Annotated in this window: 23 protein-coding genes; 4 read left to right on the forward strand and 19 right to left on the reverse strand. The window is 30.6% G+C overall.

Going from position 1 to position 26280, the window contains the following annotated elements; all coding sequences use genetic code 11:
• Positions 1-12: 12 nt before the first annotated feature.
• From ACYU7A_RS06795 to ACYU7A_RS06805, 3 genes are all read right to left on the reverse strand, one after another.
• Positions 13-2400: a penicillin acylase family protein gene (locus tag ACYU7A_RS06795; protein WP_460575205.1), complete on the reverse strand. Its 2388-nt coding sequence runs from the start codon at positions 2398-2400 to the stop codon at positions 13-15.
• An 80-nt stretch (positions 2401-2480) separates the two neighbouring features.
• Entirely contained in the window at positions 2481-2909 is a 429-nt protein-coding gene (locus tag ACYU7A_RS06800; protein ID WP_460575207.1) for a glycine zipper family protein, read from the reverse strand.
• 84 nt (positions 2910-2993) lie between these two features.
• Complete coding sequence (locus ACYU7A_RS06805; RefSeq protein ID WP_460575209.1) at positions 2994-4082, reverse strand: agmatinase family protein; 1089 nt, start codon at positions 4080-4082, stop codon at positions 2994-2996.
• A 162-nt stretch (positions 4083-4244) separates the two neighbouring features.
• On the opposite strand from ACYU7A_RS06805, the gene ACYU7A_RS06810 reads away from it, so the two are divergent.
• Positions 4245-6056 carry a hypothetical protein gene (locus ACYU7A_RS06810; RefSeq protein ID WP_460575211.1) on the forward strand — a complete coding sequence of 604 codons (1812 nt, stop codon included), beginning with the start codon at positions 4245-4247 and terminating at the stop codon, positions 6054-6056.
• Between the two features lie 85 nt (positions 6057-6141).
• Here ACYU7A_RS06810 and ACYU7A_RS06815 read toward each other — a convergent pair whose 3' ends face one another.
• From ACYU7A_RS06815 to ACYU7A_RS06835, 5 genes are all read right to left on the reverse strand, one after another.
• The gene (locus tag ACYU7A_RS06815) at positions 6142-6609 is read right to left on the reverse strand and encodes a hypothetical protein (RefSeq protein ID WP_460575212.1); all 468 of its coding nucleotides are present in this window, start codon (positions 6607-6609) and stop codon (positions 6142-6144) included.
• On the reverse strand, positions 6609-7895 hold the full coding sequence (gene kynU / locus ACYU7A_RS06820; protein WP_460575214.1) for a kynureninase: 1287 nt from the start codon (positions 7893-7895) through the stop codon (positions 6609-6611). The genes ACYU7A_RS06815 and kynU overlap by 1 nt, the downstream gene beginning before the upstream one ends.
• A 301-nt stretch (positions 7896-8196) precedes the next feature.
• Positions 8197-9246, reverse strand: coding sequence for a tRNA preQ1(34) S-adenosylmethionine ribosyltransferase-isomerase QueA (gene queA / locus ACYU7A_RS06825; RefSeq protein WP_345090442.1), 1050 nt, complete (start codon positions 9244-9246; stop codon positions 8197-8199).
• 173 nt (positions 9247-9419) lie between these two features.
• Entirely contained in the window at positions 9420-9743 is a 324-nt protein-coding gene (locus ACYU7A_RS06830; RefSeq protein WP_460575217.1) for a hypothetical protein, read from the reverse strand.
• A gap of 7 nt (positions 9744-9750) precedes the next feature.
• Positions 9751-11091 carry a LamG-like jellyroll fold domain-containing protein gene (locus tag ACYU7A_RS06835; RefSeq protein ID WP_460575219.1) on the reverse strand — a complete coding sequence of 447 codons (1341 nt, stop codon included), beginning with the start codon at positions 11089-11091 and terminating at the stop codon, positions 9751-9753.
• Positions 11092-11272: 181 nt separating this feature from the next.
• On the opposite strand from ACYU7A_RS06835, the gene ACYU7A_RS06840 reads away from it, so the two are divergent.
• A complete protein-coding gene (locus tag ACYU7A_RS06840; protein WP_460575221.1) occupies positions 11273-14143 on the forward strand; it encodes a sensor histidine kinase in 2871 nt (956 codons plus the stop codon).
• Positions 14144-14149: 6 nt separating this feature from the next.
• The gene (locus ACYU7A_RS06845) at positions 14150-14890 is read left to right on the forward strand and encodes a LytR/AlgR family response regulator transcription factor (protein ID WP_460575223.1); all 741 of its coding nucleotides are present in this window, start codon (positions 14150-14152) and stop codon (positions 14888-14890) included.
• Here the strand turns inward: ACYU7A_RS06845 and ACYU7A_RS06850 are convergent, their stop codons facing one another.
• The 10 genes from ACYU7A_RS06850 to ACYU7A_RS06895 form a co-directional block, all read right to left on the reverse strand.
• Positions 14891-16123: a 3-phosphoshikimate 1-carboxyvinyltransferase gene (locus tag ACYU7A_RS06850; protein WP_460575225.1), complete on the reverse strand. Its 1233-nt coding sequence runs from the start codon at positions 16121-16123 to the stop codon at positions 14891-14893.
• On the reverse strand, positions 16120-16482 hold the full coding sequence (locus ACYU7A_RS06855) for a four helix bundle protein (RefSeq protein ID WP_396145188.1): 363 nt from the start codon (positions 16480-16482) through the stop codon (positions 16120-16122). Before ACYU7A_RS06855 ends, ACYU7A_RS06850 begins: the two co-directional genes overlap by 4 nt.
• Before the next feature lie 30 nt (positions 16483-16512).
• On the reverse strand, positions 16513-16839 hold the full coding sequence (locus tag ACYU7A_RS06860) for a nucleotide pyrophosphohydrolase (RefSeq protein WP_288110994.1): 327 nt from the start codon (positions 16837-16839) through the stop codon (positions 16513-16515).
• Position 16840: 1 nt separating this feature from the next.
• A complete protein-coding gene (gene dtd / locus ACYU7A_RS06865; RefSeq protein WP_460575227.1) occupies positions 16841-17293 on the reverse strand; it encodes a D-aminoacyl-tRNA deacylase in 453 nt (150 codons plus the stop codon).
• Between the two features lie 69 nt (positions 17294-17362).
• Positions 17363-18343, reverse strand: coding sequence for a ribosome small subunit-dependent GTPase A (gene rsgA, locus ACYU7A_RS06870; RefSeq protein WP_460575229.1), 981 nt, complete (start codon positions 18341-18343; stop codon positions 17363-17365).
• Positions 18344-18445: 102 nt separating this feature from the next.
• On the reverse strand, positions 18446-20104 hold the full coding sequence (locus ACYU7A_RS06875) for a hypothetical protein (protein WP_460575231.1): 1659 nt from the start codon (positions 20102-20104) through the stop codon (positions 18446-18448).
• A gap of 79 nt (positions 20105-20183) precedes the next feature.
• Positions 20184-21275 (reverse strand): chorismate mutase, encoded by a 1092-nt coding sequence (locus tag ACYU7A_RS06880; protein ID WP_460575233.1) that lies wholly within the window; start codon positions 21273-21275, stop codon positions 20184-20186.
• Between the two features lie 70 nt (positions 21276-21345).
• A complete protein-coding gene (locus ACYU7A_RS06885; protein WP_460575235.1) occupies positions 21346-22185 on the reverse strand; it encodes a prephenate dehydrogenase in 840 nt (279 codons plus the stop codon).
• 2 nt (positions 22186-22187) lie between these two features.
• On the reverse strand, positions 22188-23330 hold the full coding sequence (locus tag ACYU7A_RS06890; protein WP_460575238.1) for a pyridoxal phosphate-dependent aminotransferase: 1143 nt from the start codon (positions 23328-23330) through the stop codon (positions 22188-22190).
• 99 nt (positions 23331-23429) lie between these two features.
• Positions 23430-24257, reverse strand: coding sequence for a prephenate dehydratase (locus ACYU7A_RS06895; protein ID WP_460575240.1), 828 nt, complete (start codon positions 24255-24257; stop codon positions 23430-23432).
• 358 nt (positions 24258-24615) lie between these two features.
• Here ACYU7A_RS06895 and gldA point away from each other — a divergent pair, with 358 nt between their 5' ends.
• Positions 24616-25518: a gliding motility-associated ABC transporter ATP-binding subunit GldA gene (gldA, locus tag ACYU7A_RS06900; RefSeq protein WP_460575242.1), complete on the forward strand. Its 903-nt coding sequence runs from the start codon at positions 24616-24618 to the stop codon at positions 25516-25518.
• Position 25519: 1 nt separating this feature from the next.
• On the opposite strand, the gene ACYU7A_RS06905 is transcribed toward gldA, so the two are convergent.
• Positions 25520-26269 carry a head GIN domain-containing protein gene (locus ACYU7A_RS06905; RefSeq protein WP_460575244.1) on the reverse strand — a complete coding sequence of 250 codons (750 nt, stop codon included), beginning with the start codon at positions 26267-26269 and terminating at the stop codon, positions 25520-25522.
• Positions 26270-26280 lie beyond the last annotated feature (11 nt).

A 26280-nucleotide genomic window follows, 5' to 3' on the forward strand; every position in this document is an offset into this window, starting at 1 on the left:
ATCGAATTATATTTACATCTTACTGACAAAAACCAACTTTGTCGATGTTTCCATAATCTCTTTCTTATTCATCTTCATTTTTCGGAATTTGCCTTGATTGTACATTTCGGCTTGGTCATTATAATGCTTACTCATTGGATTTCCTGAATTTCCTGTTGGCAAAATACTTACACTATTTTCAACATTAGAAAAATCGATAATTCTTCTTGTTGATGGTCCAGATTTTACCTCATATTTTCCATTAGCAGAAAAACCCATTGCTAAATTATTAATCACTTCATTGCTTCCTGCTACTTCAAATTTTCCGACATTAAAAAATGAAGATAAAAGTTCAATTTGACCAATTGGATGCATATGTTCCAAAGTATGAACCCTATTCCAAGTCCATTTTGAAATGTCATTTCCAAGTTGCTTTTCGAGTTCGGCAACAGTTTCTCTAAATGATTTTGTTAGAATTTCTTTTCGAGTTTCTTTTTTATCTTTAGTTTTAGAATTATCCCACCAAACTGAATTTTCGTTAGCTACTTGAGGTTCAATTATTTGCTTAATTACATGTGTTGAAAGCAACGCCGAAAATTTATCTTTACCCAATTCGTCTTGAAAAGTATTTTCTAAATATCTATAGATTAATTTATTATAAATAGTTGATTGAATAGTAGTTAATTCGTTTTCGCCATCCCATTTTACTAAAGAATACATTGCGTCTTTTTCTAAACGAGAAAAATCATTGGTATTCAAACTTGAAACAATTGATATGGCATTTTTTGCTGAATTGGTTGAAGTATTATCCAAAATCATTTTTTCAACATCCTTAGAAGTCCAATTGTTTTTTGGAAAAAGAATACTTTCAATTCTCATTGCTCTATCTTTTGGTAAATAATAACCTGGATATAAATAACCATCAACTGCTTCTGTTTGATTATTGGAAGAATACACATAATTCCAACTCGGATTTAAAGCTGTTGGGTTTTTAGAAAAATCAAGAAACTCCTTTTTGTCATCTTCACCATTACTTCCATTTAAAATGAAATTTGGGTTGACATTTTTTGGCAATTTATACAACTTTCCAGCGGCTGTCCAAGAGATATTATTTTGAGCATCTCCATACATAATGTTCAATCCTGGCGCATGAATAAGTTCAATATTTGTTCTAAAATCGGTTATATTTTTAGAATGACTTAAATGATAAACTGCATCAAGAATTTGATTTTTTTGTTGTGTATAAATCCACGAAAGTGCAATAGGTTTATCGGTAGAAATAGTATTCAAAACTCCATTCATAATTGGTCCATGAATACTTTCTTTTATGTTCAAAACTATATCGGAACTGTCTTTTACTTTGATGGTTTTTTTTCGATTCTTAAAATCTAAAAAATCATTTTTATACTTGTATTGATTTTTATTCTTTTGATTAATTTCCTCTTGAAACAAATCTATATCGTCGTTTTCAAACATCGTTAATCCATAAGCATAGTCTCGATTATGTCCTAAAAGTGGAAATGGAGTTCCAGCCAAATAGTAGCCATAAATTTCGTAATCTGGACAAGAAATATGTGCCTCATACCAAGTACAAGGTTGTGCAAAACCGATATGCGGATCGTTGGCAAAAATTACTTTTCCATTTTTGGTTTTTTGTGAACCAATTACCCAACTATTACTTCCAATAAATGCTGGAACTGGTGAATTGTCTAAAATACTTGCTACTTGTTTAGAAATCTCGGAATAATTAGAAACTTCGCCTTTAAAACTTTTTAATTGAACAGCACCAAAAGAACCATCAAGTCCAAAATCTTTCAAATATTCTGAACCTAAATTATCACGAATATCCGTCATCAATGGGTCGGTTTTTTGAGCCATTGCAAAACTAAAAGACATAAATCCGAAGATATTATAAACATCTTTTAGAGTAAATGGTTTCTTTTCTAATCCTAATAAAGTGTATTCAACTGGAGTTTTTCCGTTTTCAATGTATTGATTTATCCCATCAAGATAAGCCATTGATAATTTATAACTTTCTGAATTTTTATCAATATTCGCTACAGATTTGTCAGAATTTTCATCAATTCCTAAACCAACAAAAAACATATCTGTTTTAGAAACTTTATTCCCAAAAAGTTCCGATAATCTGCCAGCGGCAATTCTACGTAATAATTCCATTTGCCATAATCTATCTTGCGCATGAACATAACCTAAAACTACTTGAGCATCGGTTTGATTAGCAGCATAAATATGCGGAATTCCATACTCGTCAAATAAAACTTCGGTATTTTTAGAAATGTTTTTTATGTCAACTTCACCTTCATATTGAGGTTTTGTTGTTTGAAGATAAATGTAAAGTGAAAGTGCAATTAGAAGTAGTAGTGCAACAAAAATAAGTAATGCTTTTTTGAATTTTTTCATAAAGTAAGATAAAACTCAAAGTTAAATAAAAAATCCGCAACAATTACTGCTGCGGATTTTAAAAATTTTATTTTAAATTTTTATTTTTTACTACTGTCAATTATTGCACCTGTTCCAGCGCCAACTCCAGCTCCAGCAAGTCCGCCAATAATGGCACCTTCTCCTTTTTTCTTGCTAATCGCTGCACCAGTTATTGCGCCAACTCCAGCTCCAATTACAGCGCCTTTTGCTGCTCCACTCCAACCTTTTCTTTTTGTTGTTGCTGTTGTTGTTGCTCCTGATGACTGAGTTCTTGAAGCATTATTAACTACAATTACTTCTTTCTCTTTTGCAATTTTAGCAGCGTCAACTTTCATCGAATCAATAATTCTTTGTTTTTCTGCTACAACTTTCATTGAATCAATAACAACTTGTTTTTCTGAATCTACAACACCAGATTTGTCTGAATTTTTACAAGAAGTAAAAAACATCATTCCTAAAATTGTTACCGAAACTAATAAATTCCTCATATGTACCTTTTTATATTTTTTTAAAGGTACGTTATTACTAGCTGATAAGTTTTTTAAGGTGTTTAATTTAACGTTTCCTAAAACTTACTTTCTTGAAAACTCTATTTTTGTCCCAACATTCAATCCGTTATTTTTGGCTAAAACACCACACATGTGAAACAACATTCTTGCTCCTACATTTCCATCCCAATCATCATTTTCGCCTGGTGCTACTTCTACCAAATCAAATCCTATAATTTCTTTGCCGCTTTCGGCCAATTTGTTGAATAAATAAGTGGCTTGTTCAAATGAAAATCCGCCAGGAACTGGTGTTCCTGTGTTTGGGCAATACCATGGATACATACCGTCAATATCAAATGAAATGCAAACTTTTTGTGGTAATGAAACTATGATTGCATCGCATTGTTGTTGCCACGTTTTGCCTTCGAAAGTTTCTTTTTTCAAATCGGAATCTGTATGAACCAAAACTCTTCCGTTTTGTGATTTTACAACGTCAACTTCTTGTTCGCAGAAATCGCGAATTCCAACTTGAACAATTTTAGAAATCTGTGGGATTTGTAATGCATTGTACATGATTGATGCGTGCGAATATGTAAACCCTTCGTAAGCAAGACGCAAATCCATGTGCGCATCAAGGTGAAGAATTCCGAAATTATCGTGTTTGGTTGCCAAAGCTTCGTAATAACCAAGTGGTGTTGAATGGTCACCTCCAAGAAGAACGACCTTTTTACCTTGGTTCATCCAATGCAAAACAGTTTCTTTAACTTCTGAATGCAAATCTCTACAAACAGTATTTATTTTATCTAAATCGGCTTTCAATGCTGGAATTTCAGACACATCTTGACCATCTTCTAAAGCTTCAATAATGGGTTGAGCTAATGCTTTGTATTTATCAGAATTGGTTTTCCATGAATCTGGAATTTCTGCGTAATACATTCCTAGTTTCCATAGTTCAGGAAAATCTTGATGATTCAAATCCACTTGAAAAGAAGCATCCAAAACAGCTTCTGGACCTTCTGAAGCACCAGCACCATAACTCACTGTTACTTCCCAAGGCACTGGAATTATAATAATTTCTGATTGTTCTGATGAAAATGGTAATCCGAAAATAGTTGCGTCAGCTAATCCTGGTTGTGATGGATCGAAAGTATTTATTATTTCTTGTTTAGTCATTTTGATAGTTTCAAAGTTTGAAAGCAGCAAAGTTAGTGTTTAAAGTATTTTTTTGAAACTATTTTTTCATCAAATCAAAATATACATATGATAATTGTCATCTTTTTTACAAGCTAAAAAAGTCATCTTTGGCGATTACAATTATTAATAATTATTATAGGTATGAATAAAATAAATGCACATACTTTTCATATTCCGGTTATGGGATTGGCATACACTATTGATAGTCCGATTCGTGTGGCTCAGTATGGAATATCGTCGGTGATTTCGATTACAGATGATGAAGTTATTGAAAAAATGAGAGCCTTTTATAGCGAAAAATTCAGTGTTCCTTATCAAGAAATTACACAAAAGTTTAACGATTATAGAGCTGAAAGAATTACTCATTATTTGAATTTGGTTGATACTATCGTAAAAGAAAAGTTTGAAAATTTCAAAAATGAACTAGCGGAAAGCAAAACTTCATTGGAGAATTATATTGACATGTTACCAAACAAATCGGATTTGAAAAAAGGTTTGCAAGGTTTTATTGATGACGGAATTACTATAAAAGAAACTATCAAAAGTTATCTTGAACAACATCTTTCTCCTGGAGATATCGATGTGAATATTATGACCAAAGTCGATAAAGATAATTTTGATAAAAACAATCAATTGCCAGTAGAATTCAACGATGCACACGCAGCACTTCGCGGATTTGCCAATAGTAATTTGACTTCATCTGTGGTGCTTTCTGCAGGAATGAATCCGAGATTGTATAGCTATTTTGAAAATTTTAAAGACTTTTTTCCAGATTTTAATTCAGATTTAAAAAAGAAAATCATTTTGAAAGTAAGTGATTTCCGTTCGGCAATGATTCAAGGGAATTTCTTGGCTAAAAAAGGGCTTTGGGTTTCAGAATACAGAATCGAGTCGGGTTTGAATTGTGGCGGACACGCTTTTGCTACTGATGGTTATTTGATGGGACCAATTTTGGAAGAATTCAAAGAAAAGAAAGATCAATTGGTGCAATCGGCTCATGATTTATTGGTGAAAGCTTTAGGACAAAAAGAAATGCCTGTTCCGGAAAAACCATTAGCATTAAAAATCACGGCTCAAGGTGGCGTTGGAACATCTGAAGAACATGAATTTTTATTAGAGAATTACAATTTAGATTCAATTGGTTGGGGTTCTCCATTTTTGTTGGTTCCAGAAGCAACTTCGCTTGATAATGAAACTAGAGCTTTATTGGCTAATGCAAAAGAAGACGATTTTTATTTGAGCAATATTTCACCTCTTGGCGTTCCGTTTAATTCGGTTAGAGGAACTTCAAATGAATATTGGAAACAAAAAAGAATTGATGAAAATAATGCTGGAAGTTCTTGTCCAAAACGACTTTTAGCTTTAAGTAAAGAGCACGACGACAAAGGGTTGTGTATGGCTTCGAAGAAATACCAAGATATAAAATTGGAAGAATTGGAAGTAATAAAAGACAATATGACTTCAACAGAATTTGAGAAAATCAAAAATAAAATTACTGAAAAAGCATGCCTTTGCGTTGGATTAGTAAACGCAGCTTATTTAGAAAATGACATTCAAATAAAAGGACAACAACAAGGAATTGTGATTTGTCCTGGACCAAATTTAGCTTATTTCGACAGAGAAATTTCTTTGGCTGATATGGTAAAACATATTTATGGAAATGCGAATGTTATGACCGACGCCAATCGTCCGAATGTATTTGTAAAAGAGTTAAGAATGTATGTTGAATATTTACGAAATGAAATTTCTGAATACACCAACGAACTTTCGGCTGGTCAAATTAAAAAATGGAATTCGTTTAAGAATAATTTATTAGAAGGAATTAACTATTATCAAAACCTATTTGATACAACGGAATTCTTTAAAAACGAAAGAACTAAAATTCAGAATCAGATAAAACAATATCAATTGGAATTGAGTGAAATAGAAATTCCTAGTTTGGTTTTGGCATAATTTTTTTGCCACGGATTTCACAGATTAAAAAAGAAATCTCGTTACAATTGTAGCGAGATTTTTTTTATTGAAAATGAATATTAAATTACTTTTCTATGCAGTAAATCTCATTAGTAATTATTTTATTTATTTCCTCTTTTGTCATTTTTACAATTTCATATTTTTGTGAAATAACTTCTAATGTTACATCTTTAAATCTAATAACATAATGTTTATAATTTGAATAAAAACTATCGGAGTGTTGCGAATGAGATCTATTATTTATCATTAATTCATTTATCCATTTTGAATTAAATACTTCAGACATACCATAATTTGCTATATTAGAAATTTTTGATGGTAAATCTACTTCATCATTTGGATAACCATATTTATAAATCTTAAAATCAAAACTTAAAGCGTCAATTATTCCATCTTTGTTTTCCAATAATAAGTAAAGTGTTCTTTGGCTTGAAATTATAAAATTTTCATACATAAAGTCATAATTATTCTCAAGTATCACTTTACTTGCTGTTTGGTCAGAGGAATCAAATTTCAAACCAAATAATCCCATTATTTTCCTTGTTTAAGTGATAAAATTCCTTCTTTTAATTTTTGTCCAAAGTTGTACATATCTTCATACGAAGTATATAACGGAACTGGAGCAAGACGAATTACGTTTGGTTCGCGCCAATCGGTTATGACACCGTTGCTCATTAAGTAATCGAACAAACTTCTGCCTTCTCCATGAAGAAAAACAGATAATTGACAAGCTCTTTCTTCTTGATTTGATGGAGTAATTACTTCAAATGTGCTATCAACTTCTTTGTCTATTTCGTGAAGAATGAATTCTAAATAAGCTGTGATTTGATTTCTTTTTGCGATTAGTTTTTCCATTCCTACTTCAGCAAACAATTCTACTGATGCTAAATATGGTGCTAAAGAAAGAATTGGTAAATTAGAAACCTGCCATCCGTCAGCGCCGTGAACTGGATCGAAAGTTGGTTCCATTTTGAAACGTCTTTCTTTGTTGTGTCCCCACCAACCAGCGAATCTTGGTAAGTTAGAATGATGGTGCTTTTCATGAACAAAAACGCCTGACGCATTTCCGGGTCCTGAATTCATATATTTATATGAACACCATGCAGCGAAATCTACATTCCAATCGTGTAATTCTAATTTTATATTTCCGGCTGCGTGCGCAAGGTCGAAACCTACGTTTGCTCCTACTTTGTGTCCTGCTTCTGTGATGGTTTTCATGTCAAAAACTTGACCTGTGTAATAGTTTACTCCTCCAAATAACACTAAAGCTAACTCATCGCCAACTTCTTCAATTTTGGCTAAAATATCTTCTAAACGAATGTTGTGTTCGCCTTCGCGTCTTTTTATTTCAACTATGGCATCTTCAGGTTTAAATCCGTGATGATTAACTTGCGATTGAAACATATATTGATCAGACGGAAATGCTTTTTCTTCACAAATGATTTTATAACGTGTTTTGGTTGGACGATAAAACGACACCATCAATAAATGTAGATTGATAGTTAACGTGTTCATTACCGAAACTTCTGAAGGTTTTGCTCCTACAATTTTGCTTAATGGTTCTGCAAAACGCTCTTGATAATCCCACCAAGGTTTTTCGGCGTAAAAATGTCCTTCGACAGCAAGATTTGCCCAATCGTTCATTACTTCATCGACATAAGTTTTAGCAGATTTTGGTTGTAAACCAAGTGAATTTCCTGTGAAGTAAATCACGTCTTTACCATCATGTTGTGGAAAAATGAATTCTTGTCTGTATTTTTTTAATTCGTCTTGTGAATCTAATTGTTTTGCGAATTCTAGTGTATTTTGAAAGGTCATTGTGAAATTTGTTTGTGGTGTAAATGTAAAGAAAAAAGAGAATAGAGAAAAGAAAAAAGACTTTTGAAAATTGATTTTGTGTAAGACAATTGCCAACTAGCCCTGATGCTGAAATTGTTTGAGCTCTTTTTCTAATGTTGCCTTCAAGAACCTAAGGCAATATTAGAAAAAAGCGAGTTTCTGCAGCAGGAAAAGGGATTGCAAGAATGCTCGAACCATTCGCTCCAAAAAAAAAATCTCACCATTACTGATGAGATTTATTATGGTAATGAGCACTTCGACTGCGCTCAGTGTGACAAAATTATATTATCAACATTGCGTCGCCATAAGAATAGAATTTGTATCCTTCTTTGATGGCTTCTTCGTATGCTTTTTTCATTAAATCGTGTCCACAGAACGCTGAAATCATCATTAATAATGTTGATTTTGGTGTATGGAAATTAGTAATCATTGCATCTGCAATACTGAAATCGTATGGTGGAAAAATGAATTTGTTTGTCCAACCATCAAACGGATTTAATGTTCTTTGTGATGAAACTGAACTTTCAATAGCACGCATTGAAGTTGTTCCTACACAACAGATTCTTTTCTTTTTAGCTTTTGCATTGTTTACAATATCACAAGCTAATTGATTTATTTTCAATTCTTCTGAATCCATTTTATGTTTAGATAAATCTTCAACCTCAACTGGATTGAAAGTTCCTAAACCTACGTGAAGTGTAACTTCTGCAAAGTCAACTCCTTTGATTTCTAATCTTTTTAAAAGGTGTTTTGAGAAGTGTAAACCAGCAGTTGGAGCTGCTACTGCACCTTCTTCTTTTGCATAGATGGTTTGGTAACGTTCTGCATCTTCTTCTGTTACTTCACGATTGATGTATTTTGGGATTGGAGTTTCTCCAAGTTCTGTTAATTTATTTCTGAATTCTTCGTAAGAACCATCGTAAAGGAAACGTAAAGTTCTTCCACGAGAAGTGGTGTTGTCGATAACTTCAGCTACTAATGAATCGTCATCTCCAAAATATAATTTGTTTCCAATTCTGATTTTACGAGCAGGATCAACTAAAACATCCCAAAGGCGTTGCTCTGCATTTAGTTCTCTTAACAAGAAAACTTCGATTCTTGCACCTGTTTTTTCTTTGTTTCCATACATACGTGCAGGAAAAACTTTGGTGTTGTTAAGAATCATTACATCACCATCACCGAAATAATCGATAACGTCTTTGAACATTTTATGTTCGATAGTTCCTTTTTTTCTGTCGATAACCATTAAACGAGATTCGTCACGGTTTTCTGCTGGATATTCAGCAAGTAATTCTACTGGTAAATTGAATTGAAAATGAGATAATTTCATAATTAAATTTTAGATATTAGATATTAAATTTTAGATGTTGAAATCATAAAAATTAAATCGAGTGCAAATATACGATTGTGAAATAGGCGTTGTCAAGTAAAAAGGGGTTTATTTTATAAATCTCCCATTTTACTTGACAACGCCAAGAAAAAAAACAAAAAAACTACTTATCTTTAAATCTTACTTAATAGTTGAACTTTTCCATGCATATCTTTTGAAGCTGTTAGAATTAATGCTCCTTTTTTTCCTTTTTCATAATAGTGAAGTTTGTCACCTTCTTCCATTTTGATTGTTGTTGTTGCTCCTTTGGTTAAGGAATAACTGCCGCCACTTCCTGCATTGATAACTTTAACTTCGTTATCGGTGTCATTTTTTATTTTGATATCAAATTTTTCTGAAACCAATTCTAACTTCTCTATTTTTGAAATAGCATTAGAAGAAGTATTAAATGAAATTAATGTTAATGCTATGATTGAGATAAAAATTATTTTTTTCATGATACTTTTAATTAATGATTACTTTTTTAGTTATTAAATTATTTTCTAAATCTTGAATTTTAACCATATACATACCATTTGACAAATTTGAAACATTGATTTGCTTTTGATTTGATTCCAAAACTTTTTGTCCTTGAATATTGAAAACTTCAATAGATTTTAATTCTAAAGTTGTTTCGATATTTAAAATATCATTAGCTGGATTTGGATAAAGTGAAACTTCTAAATTGTTTGAATTAAAGTTTTCAAAACTCAAAGAATTGTTGTTATATAAGCTAGTTATGTCTGCTTGAGATAATGCGTAATTATAAATTTTCAAATCGTCGATGGCGCCATTAAAATAACCTGTAAAACCATCTTCAGATAACCCAAGTTTAAATATATTAGTATTATTTGCTGTGTTAAAAGTTAAAGGTGCTGATGAAAGCAAAGTCCCATTTCGGTATATTTTTGCAGTGATTCCGTCATAAGTACATACAAAATGATACCAAGTTGCATTTACACTAGTCGCACTAGGTTGAATACTTGCACTTCCGTTAGCGAAATAAAGATTGGAACTTGGTCTAAAGGCACATCCATTTCCATTGGCAGCATTTCCATAATGAAATACATAATTTATTGTAGTATTTAAAGTAAATGTCTTAGCCCAAACTGATATTGACCTACTACTTGATCCATAAGGTAAATTTGGTATAGTAGCAGTTGAACCTGTATTGAAAAGCACTAATGCTCCATTTGCATTTCCGTGACGGTCAACATCAAAAGTAGTTCCGCCTGAACTTGAAAAAGGTGCATTCCCACTAATATTAGTGTAACTATTATCAAAATTATATTGAGCAATGCTCTGTGGAACATTTTCTATTGCAGTAAAATTATCCATTTTAAAAATCATAGCATTGTTACTGGATGAATACAAGTAAACTTTAAACGCTACATTATTCCCTGCTGGAATTGTACCTGCTGGAATCGTACCTGTAACAGTAGTACAAATCGTTGAATCGGTTGAAACTACTGAAATATTCACCCATGAACTTGTAGTGAAATTATAATATTGAAGATATAGAATACCACTTCCAGCACTGCTGTTTCTTTTATAATCACATGAAACTGAAATTGAACCGCCATTTGAAACGTAAGTTGGAGATGAAACTTCTGCTCCAGAGCCTGCTCCAAATGTGGTAAAGGTACAACCGTAAGTTCCCGAACAAGAACTTGTGTTGTTTATAGAAAAATTATTATTCATCCAGCCAGAAGGAAATGTACCCGATTCAAATCCTTCAGAAAAATTTATTTGGGCATTTCCAAAAGAGAAGGCGAATAATAACAATAGTAGTAATTTTGTTTTCATAATAAGTTGTTTTATAAAGTTTGGTCAAAAGTATTTTGATTATCTATCTTAAAATGAAGCAGTTTACCAAATAAGCTTTTCAGTTAACCACATCTTTCTTCGTAAATCAAAAACAAGGTTTGGTAAACTCATCTTTAAATTTAGTTTCGTATTTATTACATTTGTTTAAATTCAATAGAAGTTGAAACACATTTACATAGTATTAATTTTCTTTTTCTCGCTTTTTGGCTTTTGTCAAAATCCGTTTTATGTTTCTATTGATAAAACTTCTGGTTTACCTTCTAATAGTGTTTACGATATTTTTCAAGATAGTAAAGGATTTATGTGGTTTGCAACTGGGAAAGGAATTTGTCGTTATGATGGTTCTACATTTAAAACATTTACTTCTGATGAACAAACTTCTAAATCAGGTTCTTGTCTAGCAGAAGATGGTTTTGGTAGAATTTGGTATTCCAATTTTGATGGCTATTTATATTATGTTGAAAAAAATGTGCTGAAATCATTGAAACAGCCAACTTCTCTAGGATACTTTAGATTTGGAATAATCAAAGATGAATTGTTTTTGTTACAACCTAACATGGTTTTAGTTTATGATTTGAAAACACTTAAAGTAAAATCTAAAATTGATATTTCTGATAAAGAGATTAGTTTTTCATACGCAACACCCGAAAAATTTTATGTTTTAGGAGCCAATTTATATGAATTTAGTGATTCAAAAAAGTACACTAAACATATATTACCTGATGCATTTTATGACGAAATTAATGGTTCAATTATGAACTATTGGGACCATAAATTAATTATAAATTCAAAATCAAACAATATTTATTATAGTTTTAAGGATGGTGAATTTACAAGAAACGCTCTCAATACTACTACAAATTTTAATCAAAATACTTCCATTATAAATAACACTATTTGGATTTGCACTACCAATGGAATTATCAAAAATGATTTAGACTCTAAAGAAACTATCACCTATTTTGCAGACCAAAATATCTCTTACCTTTTTAGAGATAATCACAAAAATTATTGGATTTCAACATTAAATAAAGGAGTTTTATTTATTGAAGATTTCGAAAATAATTACATTGACATACAACCAAGACCGTTAACATTATCTCTTGGTAAAAACGAAATTTATATTGGAGCAGAGAAAGATTTAGTTTACAAATTGAATTTCAAAAAACTTGTAACAGAAAAAATTTTTGAAACGGAAAACAATCATGCTACAGGTCAAATTTTTGCTGACACCATAACTAATAATCTTTTTTTTACTTCTTTTAAATTCAACATTTTAAAGAATAACAAAATAATAAGTGATTATGCTGTTGCTATTAAAGATGTTAAAAAAGTAGATCATAAATATTTTTCATTTGCAGCTAGCGGAATTTCTGGACTCTTTTTTGTTGATGAAAATTTAAAAAGTGATTGGGACATTATTTTTAATAAAAATAAATCTAAGGAGTTTTCTGGCTTTGGACAATCCATGTTAATAAAAAGAGTAAATGGAAAATCAACAGAGTATAATGCTGCAAATAAAACAATTTATTACGCTACAAATAACGGATTAATAGCTGTTACAAATGATGGAAAAAACGAAGAAATAAAATACAAAAACAAAACATTACATTTAATTAAAATTCAAAAATATAAAGACCAACTATATGGGCTTTCAACTTCTGAAAAAATGTATGTTATAAATTCATCTAATGAAGTTTCACCATTAAAATTACCCTATTTTTTATCTAACGAGAATTTCAATAAATTTTTTATTTGTAATCAATATTGCTATTTATTTACTTCTCATAGCGTTTATGAATTTAATTTTATTTCGAGTGAAGTTCAAAAAGTTTTGTCTTTAAGTAGTGACATTGAAGCCACAGATGTAATTTTAAAAAACAACAAACTTTTTTTTGCTACTTCTAAAGGAATTGTAATTAAAAACAGAAAAGAAATTGGCAATTATCCAAAACCAAAACTATTCATAAACGAAATTCAAGTTAATGGAAAGCAAAGAGAACTTAATAAATTTTTATTATTGCAACCCGATGAAAATGATATTAGTATTAACTTTTCAACACTTTCATTTATTCCTAACGAAAGTTATTCTGTATCCTACAAAATAAATGATTCTGATTGGAAAATTCTTGATGCAGCTACCAAAAACTTAAAACTTTCTGCTTTATCATCAGGAAATTATACAATTCTATTAGCTTTAAATTACAACAACCAAAAAATTGATTTTCAGCAAATAAAGTTTGAAATTAAAAAACCCTTTTGGTTGAGTTATTTCTTTATTTTTATTTCAAGTCTTGTATTGCTATTGCTTTTCTATATATTTTACAAGTATCAAATTAGAAAAATTGAGAAACAAAATGAAATCTTATTACAAAAAAACGAGCTAGAAAAAAACCTTAACTTGTCGACATTAAAAGCTATTAAATCGCAAATGAATCCGCATTTCTTTTACAATGCTTTAAACACGATTCAATCCTATATTTTAGCAAATGATAAAAAGCAAGCGGTTAATTATTTGTCTAAGTTTTCTTCTCTTACTAGAAATATTTTAGAAATGACTGAAAAAGAATATATTTCTATAAATGAAGAAATTACTACTATGAGTTTGTATCTAGATATTGAAAAAGCAAGATTTGATAAGGATTTTGAATACGAAATTAATACCGAAAACATTTCCGATTTAGAGCACAAAATTCCTTCTATGTTGTTGCAACCTTATATAGAAAATGCTGTTAAACACGGATTACTTCACAAAAATGGTTTGAAAAAATTAGTAATTGTTTTTTCTAAAAATGGTAATAAAATAAGAATAGAAATTGACGACAATGGTATTGGAAGACAAAAAAGTGCTGAATTAAATGCCATAAAGAATAAAAATCATAATTCGTTTGCAACAAACGCCTTGCAAAACAGAATTGACCTATTAAACAAGAATAATAAAAACAAAATATCAATTGATTTCATTGATAAAATGAACCAAAGTCAACAATCACAAGGAACAACAGTTGTTATTGAAATTCCAATAAATTAATATATTATGAAGGCTATTATAATTGATGATGAAAAAAGAGCTCGTGTGTCGCTTTCACTACTTTTACAAGAATACTGTCCCGAAGTTGAACTTGTGGCTGAATGCGAAAATTTACCTGAAGGAGTAAAAGCTATACGCAAATTCAATCCAGATTTAGTACTTCTTGATATTGAAATGCCTGGTCATAGTGGATTGGAATTGGTTGATTTTTTTGATGAAAAAGAAATCAATTTTTCAATAATTTTTACAACTGCTTACAATGAATATGCTATACAAGCATTTAAACTATCAGCTTTAGATTATCTTTTAAAACCAATCATTCCTGAAGAATTAATAAATGCTATTTCAAGAATGGAACGTCAAAAATCACTTCAATTTAAAGCATTAGCAGAAAATATTCAAAATGAATTCTTTGAAAAAATTGCTGTTCCATCAGGAAATACCTTAATACTTATAAAAATTTCAGACATTGTTTATATCAAAGGTGAAGGTTCTTATTCTGAGATTTATATGCAAGATAAAAGCAAACATATGGTAAGTCGCAACCTGAAAAATTTTGAAGAAATTTTATTAAAAGACAAGCGTTTTTTAAGAACTCATAAATCTTACATTGTCAATTTTGATGAAGTTATTTCGTTCAATAAATCGGATGGTGGCTGGTTGGATATGAAAAACGGCAATTCTATTCCAATTTCTTCAGAAAAAAGTAGTTTAATTATGGAACGAATTCAAATTGTAAAACGTTAATTACACTTCTTCTAATTGAAAACCAATGCTTTTCAAATCGTCCCAAAAAGTTGGATACGATTTAGAAACTACTTCTGCATCTTGAATAATTAATGACGTTTTTAGTGCTAAAGGTGCAAATGCCATTGCCATTCTATGATCTTGATAGGTTGCAATTGTTATATTAGAATTTAGAGTATTAGATTGTTGGATTGTTAGAGAATCATCTGTCACAGAAATGTTTGCTCCTAACTTAGAAAGTTCTGTTTTTAACGCTTCTAATCTATCGGTTTCTTTAATTTTTAGTGTGTGCAAGCCTGTTAAATAACATCCTATTCCTAATCCAAAACAAGTTACTGCAATGGTTTGCGCGATATCTGGAGAGTTGTTTAGTTGCGAGTTAAAGATTGCAAGTTTCGGGTTTTTATCTTTTGAAATAGTTATGGAATTATCATTATTAAAAATCGTTTCCACTCCAAAGTTTTTATAGATTTCTACTAATGCTGAATCGCCTTGAAGACTATTTTGTTTGTAACTTGAAAGTATGATTTGTGTTCCAATTTCTGAAAGTGCGACAATAGAATACCAATAAGACGCTGATGACCAATCGGATTCTATTATTAGTGTTGTAGGTTGTAGGTTGTAGGTTGTAGGTTTGACTGAAATTACATTTTCAATAAAAGATGTTTCTACATCAATTTCATTTAGTAATGCTAAAGTCATTTTGATATATGGAATAGATGTAATTTCTCCTTCTAAGGTCAATTCTAATCCGTTTTCTAGTTTTGGTGCGATTAGTAATAATGCTGATATGTATTGACTACTAACATTTGCTGGAAGTGAAACTTTACTTTTCGTTAATTTTTTTCCTTGAATTTTTATTGGAGGAAATCCCTCATTCTCTTCATAAGTTATTTCTGCTCCAAGTTGTTTAAGTGCTTCAACCAAAATCTTAATTGGACGTTCTTTCATTCTAAAAGAACCAGTTAGCACAACTTCTTTTCCTTCTTGAGTAGCAAAAAAAGCTGTAAGAAATCGCATGGCTGTTCCAGCGTGATGCACATCAATTAGTTGCGAATTTGATAGAAGTGCTTTCAACATTACTTCAGAATCATCTGAATTTGAGGTGTTTTGTAATGAAATATTTGGATACAAAGCTTGCAACAATAATAACCTGTTGGTTTCCGATTTGGAACCTGTTAACTTTAATTGTGAATTGTGAATTGTGAATTGTGAATTTAACAATAGGTTCATTTTTTTCCTATTTTTTGTTTAGTAGTAATAATAATTGATGCTAAAATTTTATTAATTTCAACAATGTCTGATTTCAATGATTGGAATTGAGTTTCATTTAAATATTCTGATTGATATAATAATTCTAACCAATAATCAGATTCATTAGCCTCTTTTTGAGCTATTGCTAATTTATGTATAAAATCTAATTTGCTTTCTGCTTGTTCTGATTCTCTAACCAAAGCACCTATTGCTGTTCCGCTTCTTAATAATTGCTTACTCAAAACGTATTCTTTTTTGTCAGAACATAAAAACTGATAAAGTTTAACAATACGTAAAGCAAAGCTAAATGATTTGGTTTTAATTACATTTTCACTCATAATTTACAATTCACCATTTACCATTCACAATTATTTCAGTTTCTCATTATTATGATGTCTATCGTGGTCGCGATTGGTTTTCAAATCCATTTTTTTATCAAAAGCAGCTTGAAGGTCAATTCCTGTTTGGTTGGCAAGACATAAGACTACGAAAACCACATCTGCAAGTTCTTCGCCTAAGTCTTTGTTTTTATCACTTTCCTTTTCGGATTGTTCTCCGTAGCGACGTGCAATAATTCGTGCCACTTCACCTACTTCTTCGGTAAGTTGTGCCATATTAGTTAGTTCATTAAAATAGCGAACTCCATGGTTTTTTATCCAGTTGTCGACTTCTAGTTGGGAGTTTTTTAGGTTCATATTACTCTTTATTTTTTGTATCAATAATTATTGTCACTGGTCCATCATTTATTAATGAAACTTTCATATCCGCACCAAACTGTCCAGTCTGTACTTTTTTTCCAATTTCTAGTTCCATTTGAGCTATGAAATTTTCGTAAATTGGAATAGCAATTTCGGGTTTTGCTGCTTTTATGTATGATGGACGATTTCCTTTTTTGGTTAAGGCATGAAGAGTAAATTGACTCACAATAATTACATCACCATCGATATCTTTTAGCGATAAATTCATTACATCATTCTCATCTCCAAAAATACGAAGATTAGCAATTTTTGAAATTAGCCATTCGATATCTTCGCTTGAATCTGCTTCTTCAATTCCGATTAGAATCAATAATCCTTTTTGGATTTCGGCTACAATTTTGTTATCGATTGTTACTGAAGAATGGGAAACTCTTTGGATTACTGCTTTCATTATTATTAACGATTGAAGATTAACGAATTTAGATTTTTGAAATTTCTGAAAACTGCGACTGAAAACTGCTTACTTGTTTCTAGTTTCATCACTTGCAATTCTATCTTCATTGTATATATCGGTTCGGTAATTTTCGTCATCACCTTCTAATATTTTTAGATAGCTATTGTAGCGTGTCCAAGAGATTTCATCTTTTTCTAATGCATCCTTGATGGCACATTTTGGCTCTTCTTTGTGCAAACAATTATTGAATTTGCATTGATCTTTTAGTTTGAAAAATTCAGGAAAATAACCGCTTATTTCCTCTTTTTCCATATCAACAATTCCGAAACCTTTGATTCCTGGTGTATCAATTATTTTTGCTCCAAAAGATAAATCATACATTTCTGCAAAAGTTGTTGTATGTTGACCTTGCATACTTTGTTCAGAAATAGTTTTTGTTTTTAAGTGTAAACTTGGCTCTAATGCATTTACTAGTGTTGATTTACCTACTCCTGAATGTCCAGAAAACATTGTAGTTTTTCCAATCATTAGTTCTTTTAGTTCCTCAATACCTTTACTTTCTTTAGCAGAAACCCGCAAACATTTATATCCAATTTGTTGATAAACATGTTGCATGTATAATTGTTCATCTAATGTTGTTTCGTCTAAAGTATCAATTTTATTAAAAACTAAAATGGTTTCAATACCATAAGCTTCGGCTGTAACTAAAAATCTATCAATAAAATTGAAAGTTGTTGGCGGATTATTAATGGTAATTAACAGAAAAACATAATCTAAATTAGAAGCAATAATGTGCATTTGATGCGACAAATTGACTGACTTCCTAACGATATAATTTTTTCTATCATGAATGTTATTTATAACTCCTGTTGTAGTGTCTGAAGATTCATCAAGTTCATAATCTACAATATCGCCAACCGCAATAGGATTAGTACTTTTAATACCTTTTATTCGGAATTTACCTTTTATACGACATTCCATAAAATCTCCTTGTAAAGATTTAACGGTGTACCAACTTCCTGTAGATTTATAAACTAGTCCTGTCATTGAGCAAAGATATTATTTTTGATTGGAGAATGTAATTTTATTGTACAAAAAAAGACTGTTTACAATTGCAAACAGTCTTTGTGTTTTATAAAATAGATTTAATTAATCTAACAAGATCATTCTACCAATTTTATCGACAGATTTTCTTGATGCATAAATTATATACTCGTTTTCAGTTTTTCTATTGTAAACTCCTGGTCGAAGTACTAGTTCATTTTTTATAACTTCTTCAGGATCTTTTCTTGAGATATTTCCTTTGTCGTCAAAAACAAATAATGTTGGAACAGCATTGTTGTAATTCCCTAAAGCTTTAATTTCTTCAATATCGGTAATTCCCTTATTTTTAACATTATCATTAAAAAGTATGTTCAACTGACCATTTCTATAAATAGGAATAGCACTCAAATATTCTGGACCTTTACCCATTACTGCCAATGGAATTGAAAGACCAACTGCAACATTAAAACTTCCACTTCCACCAACTCCAAAAAGATTGAAAGAAGCAACAGTTACAGTTGCCGATTGTTCTTTAGCAACAACGTTACTCCATTCTAAAGTTCCATCTGCTTTTAAAGAAGTTACAATCATTTCGTTCATAGTGTATGTTATAGGCTGAATTCCAAGCGGACCGATTCCTTGTTTTTGTCCAACATAAATCATTTGATACTCAGAAATCACTATTAAACCTCCATCATTCTTCTCAATTATAGTGTGGATATTATAAAGAGGTTTTACATCTTTTCCTTTTTTAGCTCTTCTTTCTCCTAATAATTTAACTTTGGTTGCATAATCAAATTCATTAAACTTTATACTTTCTGTAGCATCATTTGCCAAATTAATAGTTGCATTATAAACACCTTTTAATTCCTTATTTGCTTTACCATTTTCTCTTACGCTTGAATAAAACCCAGTCAATTTAAGCGTATTTTTGTTGGTTGCTAGCATTTTACAATTGATAATTTCTTTGTCTTTTAAATCAATTGTAACAACATTTTTCTTGTATCCGTTGTCTTTTTTAAATATATGAACTTCAAATTTCTCAACTTTTTCTTTGTTCTTTTTATCTCTATATCCTTCATTTACAACTAAAAAAATATCATCTTTATAATTTACATCAAAATCTGAAATAGTAAATTGATAATCTTTTTTATTATCATCATAAGACACTTTACTTTCTGTAAAAAAAGTAGATGTTAACATTTCATCAAAAAACTTAATTTCATATTTCATAGCATCTTCTTTTTCAAACAATGAAGTATGCATTACTAGTAACATCTTGTTATCTGGAGAACTTCTAAAATAAAAACCGCCTCGATCTGATTTATTTGCAACTTGAGATTCAAAAAGCGTTATAAAGTTATCGCTCAAAACACCTTTATCTGTTACAGGAACACCAATTAAAGTAAACTTTTTTTCCTTACGATGATATACGCTTCCAATAAAGTATAGTTTATCATTTATCAAAACAGCTTCTTCAAACTCTACATCTTTTTCTTTAATTTCAGGAAGAACTATCTGATTGTTAGCTATTTGCTTCATGGCTTTTGAATCAAATATTTTTAAGAAATAATCTGATTTTCCTTTGAGCACTAATGTGTAAATTTTACTATTTGCTTCTCCTATGATTTTGACAATTTTTCCTTTGTCATCAGTAATTTCCTCACCATAAGTAAGGTTGATTTTGTCAATTTTGTTTTGAGCAACTATGACGTTTAAGCTACACAATACAAAAAAGACAACTTTCAGAAAGTTAATCTTCATTTTTTAATAATTTAGAGGTTATTATATCCGGCAATGATACAAAAAAACCTACAAAATTGTAGGTTTTAAAAATTTACTTTTATTTATTTTCAGAATTAAATATTTTCTCTTGATGCGTTATACTCTCTTGATGAATTGCTTTGAAAAATTGAATGATAAATTCTTCGCTCAATCCTTTTTGACTTCCGTCATTTACCATTTTTTCTAGAATTTCGTTCCAACGTTTGTTTTGTAAAACAGCTACGTTTTTCTCTTTTTTTAGAGCTCCAATATCTTCAGAAACTTTCATTCTTTTTCCGATAACATCTAATAATTTAGCATCAAATTCATCTATTTTACTTCTCAATTTTGCTAATCTAGTTTGATAATCATCGGCATCATCAGTTTCTTTTCTTATGGTTAAATCAAAAATTATCTGTTTCAAACGTGTTGGTGTTACTTGTTGTGCAGCATCACTCCATGCGTTATCAGGATCAATATGCGTTTCAATTATCATTCCGTCATAATTCAAATCCAATGCTTCTTGCGTAACTTGAAAAATCATGTCGCGATTTCCAGTAATATGTGAAGGATCAATAATCAATGGTATATCTGGAAATTTATTCTGAAAATCAATAGCAATTTGCCATTCAGGATTGTTACGATATTTTGTTTTTTCATAAGTAGAAAATCCTCTGTGAATCACTCCAAGATTCTTGATATTGGCATTGTACAAACGTTCCACACCACCAATCCACAAAGCCAAATCAGGATTTACAGGATTTTTTACCAATACTATTTTATCAGTATTTTGCAAAGCATCAGCAATTTCTTGAACAGCAAAAGGATTTACTGTTGTACGTGCGCCAATCCATAATACATCAATATCATGTTCTAACGCCAATTTTACGTGAGCAGCAGTTGCTACTTCGGTAGCCATTAATAAACCTGTTTCTGCTTTTGCTTTTTGTAACCATTTTAGTCCGATTTCACCCACACCTTCAAATCCACCAGGACGCGTTCTTGGTTTCCAAATTCCAGCTCTATAAACTGAAACTTTGGAATCCTTCAATTCACGTGCAATTTTCAAAACTTGTTCTTCGGTTTCAGCGCTACAAGGCCCAGCGATTACTAGTGGATGTGGTAAATTGAAATTATTTAACCACGTTCTCATTTCTTTGTTGTTTTCCATTTTCTTTTGTTGTCGGTTGTCAGTTGTTTGTTGTCAGTTATGAAACCGAAAACAGACAACTCACAACTATTTATTTTAAAATTTCTTTAATTCTATTCGTGTTTTGCATTTCGTTATAAACTTCTTCGTAATTATCATCTTCTAACAATTTCTTGAAATTAGATAAATTCTGAATGTATTCTTCTAACGATTTTATCACTTGTTTTTTGTTTTGTTTAAAAATTGGCGTCCACATTGCTGGTGAACTTTTGGCTAATCTTACAGTACTTTCAAATCCGGAACCTGCCATGTCAAAAATATCTTGTTCATCTTTTTCTTTTTCAATAACAGTTTTTCCTAGCATGAAAGAACTTATATGCGACAAATGTGAAACATAAGCGATATGTTTATCATGCGATTTTGGATCCATATATCGAATGCGCATTCCGAGTTTTTTGAACAAATCCATTGCTTTTTCCTGCAATTTGAAGGTTGTTTTTTCTACTTCACAAATGATGTTTGTTTTGCCTTCATACAAACCTTTAATTGCTGCTTTTGGTCCTGAAAATTCTGTTCCTGCAATTGGATGACAAGCCATGAAATTTCTTCTTTTTGGATGATTTTCAATTGCTTCACAAATTGGATTTTTGGTTGAACCAACATCAAAAACCAAGGATTGTTCTCCAATTTTATTCAAAATCTCTGGCAAAATTACTAAAGCAACATCAACTGGCACAGCAACGATTACTAAATCTGCGTTAATTAAATCATTTTCAGTTGCTTTTTGGTCAATAATTCCCAGATTTATTGCTTCTTCAAGATGTTTTTCGTTGGCATCAATTCCGAAAATCGTGGCATCATCATAAATAGATTTGATGTCCAATGCCATTGAACCGCCGATTAATCCAGTTCCGATTATGTATATTTTCATAACTAAAATCTTTTTATTGCTTCAACGATATTTTCTTCTTTTACACACAATGAAAATCGAATATATCCTTCACCGTTACTGCCAAAAATGGTTCCTGGTGTTAGAAAAATATGCTTTTCGCATAATAAATTATCTATGAATTCTTCCGATTGAATTCCAGCTGGTAATTTTGCCCAAACGAACATTCCTACAGCGATTTTATCGAAAGTACAGTTCATTTTCTCTGCTAATTCAAAAATCAAATTTCTTCTTTTAGTGTAAATTTCATTCTGACTTTCAAACCAATCTTTTCCTAATTTTAATGCGGCAATTGCTCCTTTTTGGATTCCATAAAACATTCCCGAATCCATGTTGCTTTTTACTTTTAGGATGGCATCGATTAAATTTGAATTTCCTAAAACCATTCCGACACGCCAACCTGCCATATTAAATGTTTTGCTCAATGAATTCAATTCTAAAGCAATATCTTTAGAATCTTCAATTTGGAAAATTGACAACGGATTGTCATTTAAAACAAAGCTGTATGGATTGTCATTTACAATTAAAATGTTATGCTTTTTTCCAAAATCAATTAATTTTTGATACAATTCTAAAGTTGCATTGGCTCCTGTTGGCATGTGTGGATACGAAACCCACATCAATTTCACTTTTGATAAATCGGTTTTCTCTAATGTTTCAAAATCTGGTTGCCAATTGTTGACTGCTTTTAAATCGTAATAAACTGCTTTTGCCTGAACCAACTCAGTGACAGAAGCATAAGTTGGATAGCCCGGATTCGGAATTAAAACCTCATCGCCTTCGTTTAAAAAAGCTAATGAAATATGCATGATTCCTTCTTTCGAACCCATTAATGGTAGAATTTCTGTATTTGAATTTAATTCTACATTAAAATTATTTTTATAAAAATCAGCAAAACCTTGACGTAATTCAGGTAAACCTTGATAGCTTTGATATTCATGTGCTTTTTCATCAAACATTGCCTTTTGAATGGCTTCGATAACTGATGAATGTGGTGCCAAATCTGGACTTCCAATTCCCATATTGATGATTGGTTTTCCTTCAGACATTAGTTGTCGTACTTCTTTCAATTTTCTTGAGAAGTAGTATTCTTGAACGGTTTCTAGTCTTTTTGCTGTTGTAATCATTTTATTTTAGCCACAGATTTAACGGATTATACAGATTTTCACAGATTGAATTTTGAAATTGTTATTGAATTTTGAAATTGCCATTGAATTTGATTTTTGTTATTGCTTTTTGTTCCTGTATTCTCCTAAAACCTTGAAATGATTGGTCATTATTTCTAAAACTTTAACCGCTTTTTCATAGTGTTTGTACTTTTCAAAAACTACATCTACAAAGAATGAATATTGAAAAGGTGTTTCAATTATGGGCATCGATTGGATTTTGGTTAGATTTAATTTGCAATTCGTCATTACATTTAAAACTGTTGCCAAACTTCCTGGTGTGTCGTCTAACTCAAACTTTATGGATGCTTTATTGATTTCTTCTTTATTTACTTGACTTTTTTCTTTACTAATGATAAAAAAACGAGTCATATTGTTGTTAACTGTTTGAATTTCTGGTGCGATTATGTTTAAATCGTATAATTCTGCTGCGACTTTACTTCCTATTGCAGCAATATTTTTTAATTGATTTTGATGAATTCTTCTTGCTGTTTCGGCAGTATCTTTATCTTCTACTAATTTGATATTTGGATGTTTTTTTAAGAAATCCATACATTGTAACAATGCCATTGGATGAGAATGAACTTCTTGAATTTCTTCTAAATTTTGTCCGTTTAAAACCATTAAATTCTGAATAATATCTAAATAATATTCTCCAATAATGTGGAAATTATTCTTATCAATTAAAGCATAATTTGGAATAATCGAACCTGCAATAGAATTTTCAATTGCCATTACAGCTAATTGTGAATGGTTTTTTAACAAACTATCAGCAAGTGCTTCAAATGACAAACATTCGTCAATAGCAACATTTTCTTGAAAATACTCCAAAGCTACTTGATGGTGAAATGATCCTTTAATTCCTTGTATGGCTATTTTTTCTTTCATTATAAATTTCGAATGTGAGACTCTGAAATAAATTCAGAGTAAAAAAAAAATCCCGATTTGCATCGGGATTACTATTTATGTTTTCTATATAAATTACTTTTTTACATAACACAATAACAATCCCTGTCTCTTCCAAAAGAAGAAATAAGAAAAATTGTTATAATATGTTGCGAAAATTGTGTTCATTTTTGTTTTTCTGTTTTGCTAAAGTAATAAAATTTCCTAAACCTTGACAAAAAATTTAAAAAAGTTACGGAAACGTTTTCGTGAAATCATAAAAGTTTAATTTAAACGTTATTAACCTTATTGGTTTTAGATTTCCTTTAGTATTTATTACATTTGCTTCAAATATCAAATTATGTCAATAGAAGTTCAAAATATTTCAAAAAGTTATGGTGCTCAAAAAGCATTAGACAATGTTTCGTTTTCAGTAAAAAAAGGAGAAATTGTTGGTTTTCTTGGTCCGAATGGTGCTGGAAAATCTACTTTAATGAAAATTTTGACGACTTATATCAATTCTGATGAAGGAAAAGCTTCTGTAAATGGAAACGATGTAAACGAAAATCAGAAAGCTGTGCAGCAATCGGTTGGCTACTTGCCTGAGCATAATCCGTTGTATTTGGATTTATATGTTCGTGAATATTTAGAATTTAATGCTGATGTATATAAAGTTGCAAAATCTAGAATTGAAGAAGTAATCCAATTGACTGGTTTATCTTCTGAAAGCCATAAAAAAATCGGACAATTATCTAAAGGTTATCGTCAACGTGTTGGTTTGGCAACCGCTTTATTACATAATCCTGATGTTTTGATTTTGGACGAGCCAACTACTGGTTTAGATCCAAATCAGTTGGTTGAGATTAGAAATGTGATTAAAAACGTTGGTAAAAATAAAACCGTTTTTCTTTCTACACATATTATGCAAGAAGTAGAAGCGATTTGCGACAGAGTTATCATCATCAATAATGGAAAAATTGTTACTGATAAAAAACTTGATAAATTGGTTTCAGATATTGTTGAACAAATTATTGAAGTAGAATTTGATAAAGAAATTAACGAAGCTTTATTTTCAAAATTATCAGATTTAAAATCATTCAAGAATACACACGATAAAGTTTGGGAATTAACTTTTGAAACTGAAGAAGACAAGCGTCCATCAGTATTTGACTTTGCTCAAGAAAATGGATTACGTGCACTTCAATTGACTTTGAAAAGTAAAAATTTAGAACAGATTTTTAGAGAAAAAACAGCTAAGAAATAGGTTAAATATAAATAACTTGTCCTTGATATAATTCTTCAACATCTACAATTGGCGGATTGTTCTTTAGAATTATATCTCCTGTACTTACCATTTTCCCAACAATACTTTGTATTGGTTTTACAATCATATCATTAGAACCTCTGTGAAAAACTTTGATAGTTTGTGCTGTTAAATTAGGAGCCTCAATTCTTCCATCTCCAGCATAGAAATTAAAGAATGCTTGGTTTGTACTTCCCGAAATAAAATATCTAGCAACATTATTGTTTTCAATAACTAACTGGCTATTATTTACATTAATATAAAAATCACTTGTTCCTGCTCCTTCTTTTCCATCGCCATCTTTATCTAAAGCAAATAATCTTAAAATAGGATAAGTAAGCACACCATTAGATGAAATTTTTCGATCACTTTTAGAATAAATATCTTCTATGTTGGGCGCAGTTATATAAACTTTTGTTTGTCCGTATTCTCTAACCCAGTTACAAGACGAATTCTCTTTTAGCTTCAAAATGTTACCTTCTTGCTTAACCTCAACGTTTTCAATTATATTTTCACCAGTAACAATTTCTACTTTGTATTCTGCTCCTTGAGTTATGATAAGTTCAATACCAGTGTAAACTTCTACTCTTGTGAATGGTGTTACTTCTACAATTTTTGTAATAGTATTTCCAGCAGATTCAATACAATCACTTGGCTTTTCACAGGAAATTAATGTTATAAATAATACTGTTGCAATTATTATTTTCTTCATGTTATAGTTAT

Source organism: Flavobacterium koreense (assembly GCF_054776075.1).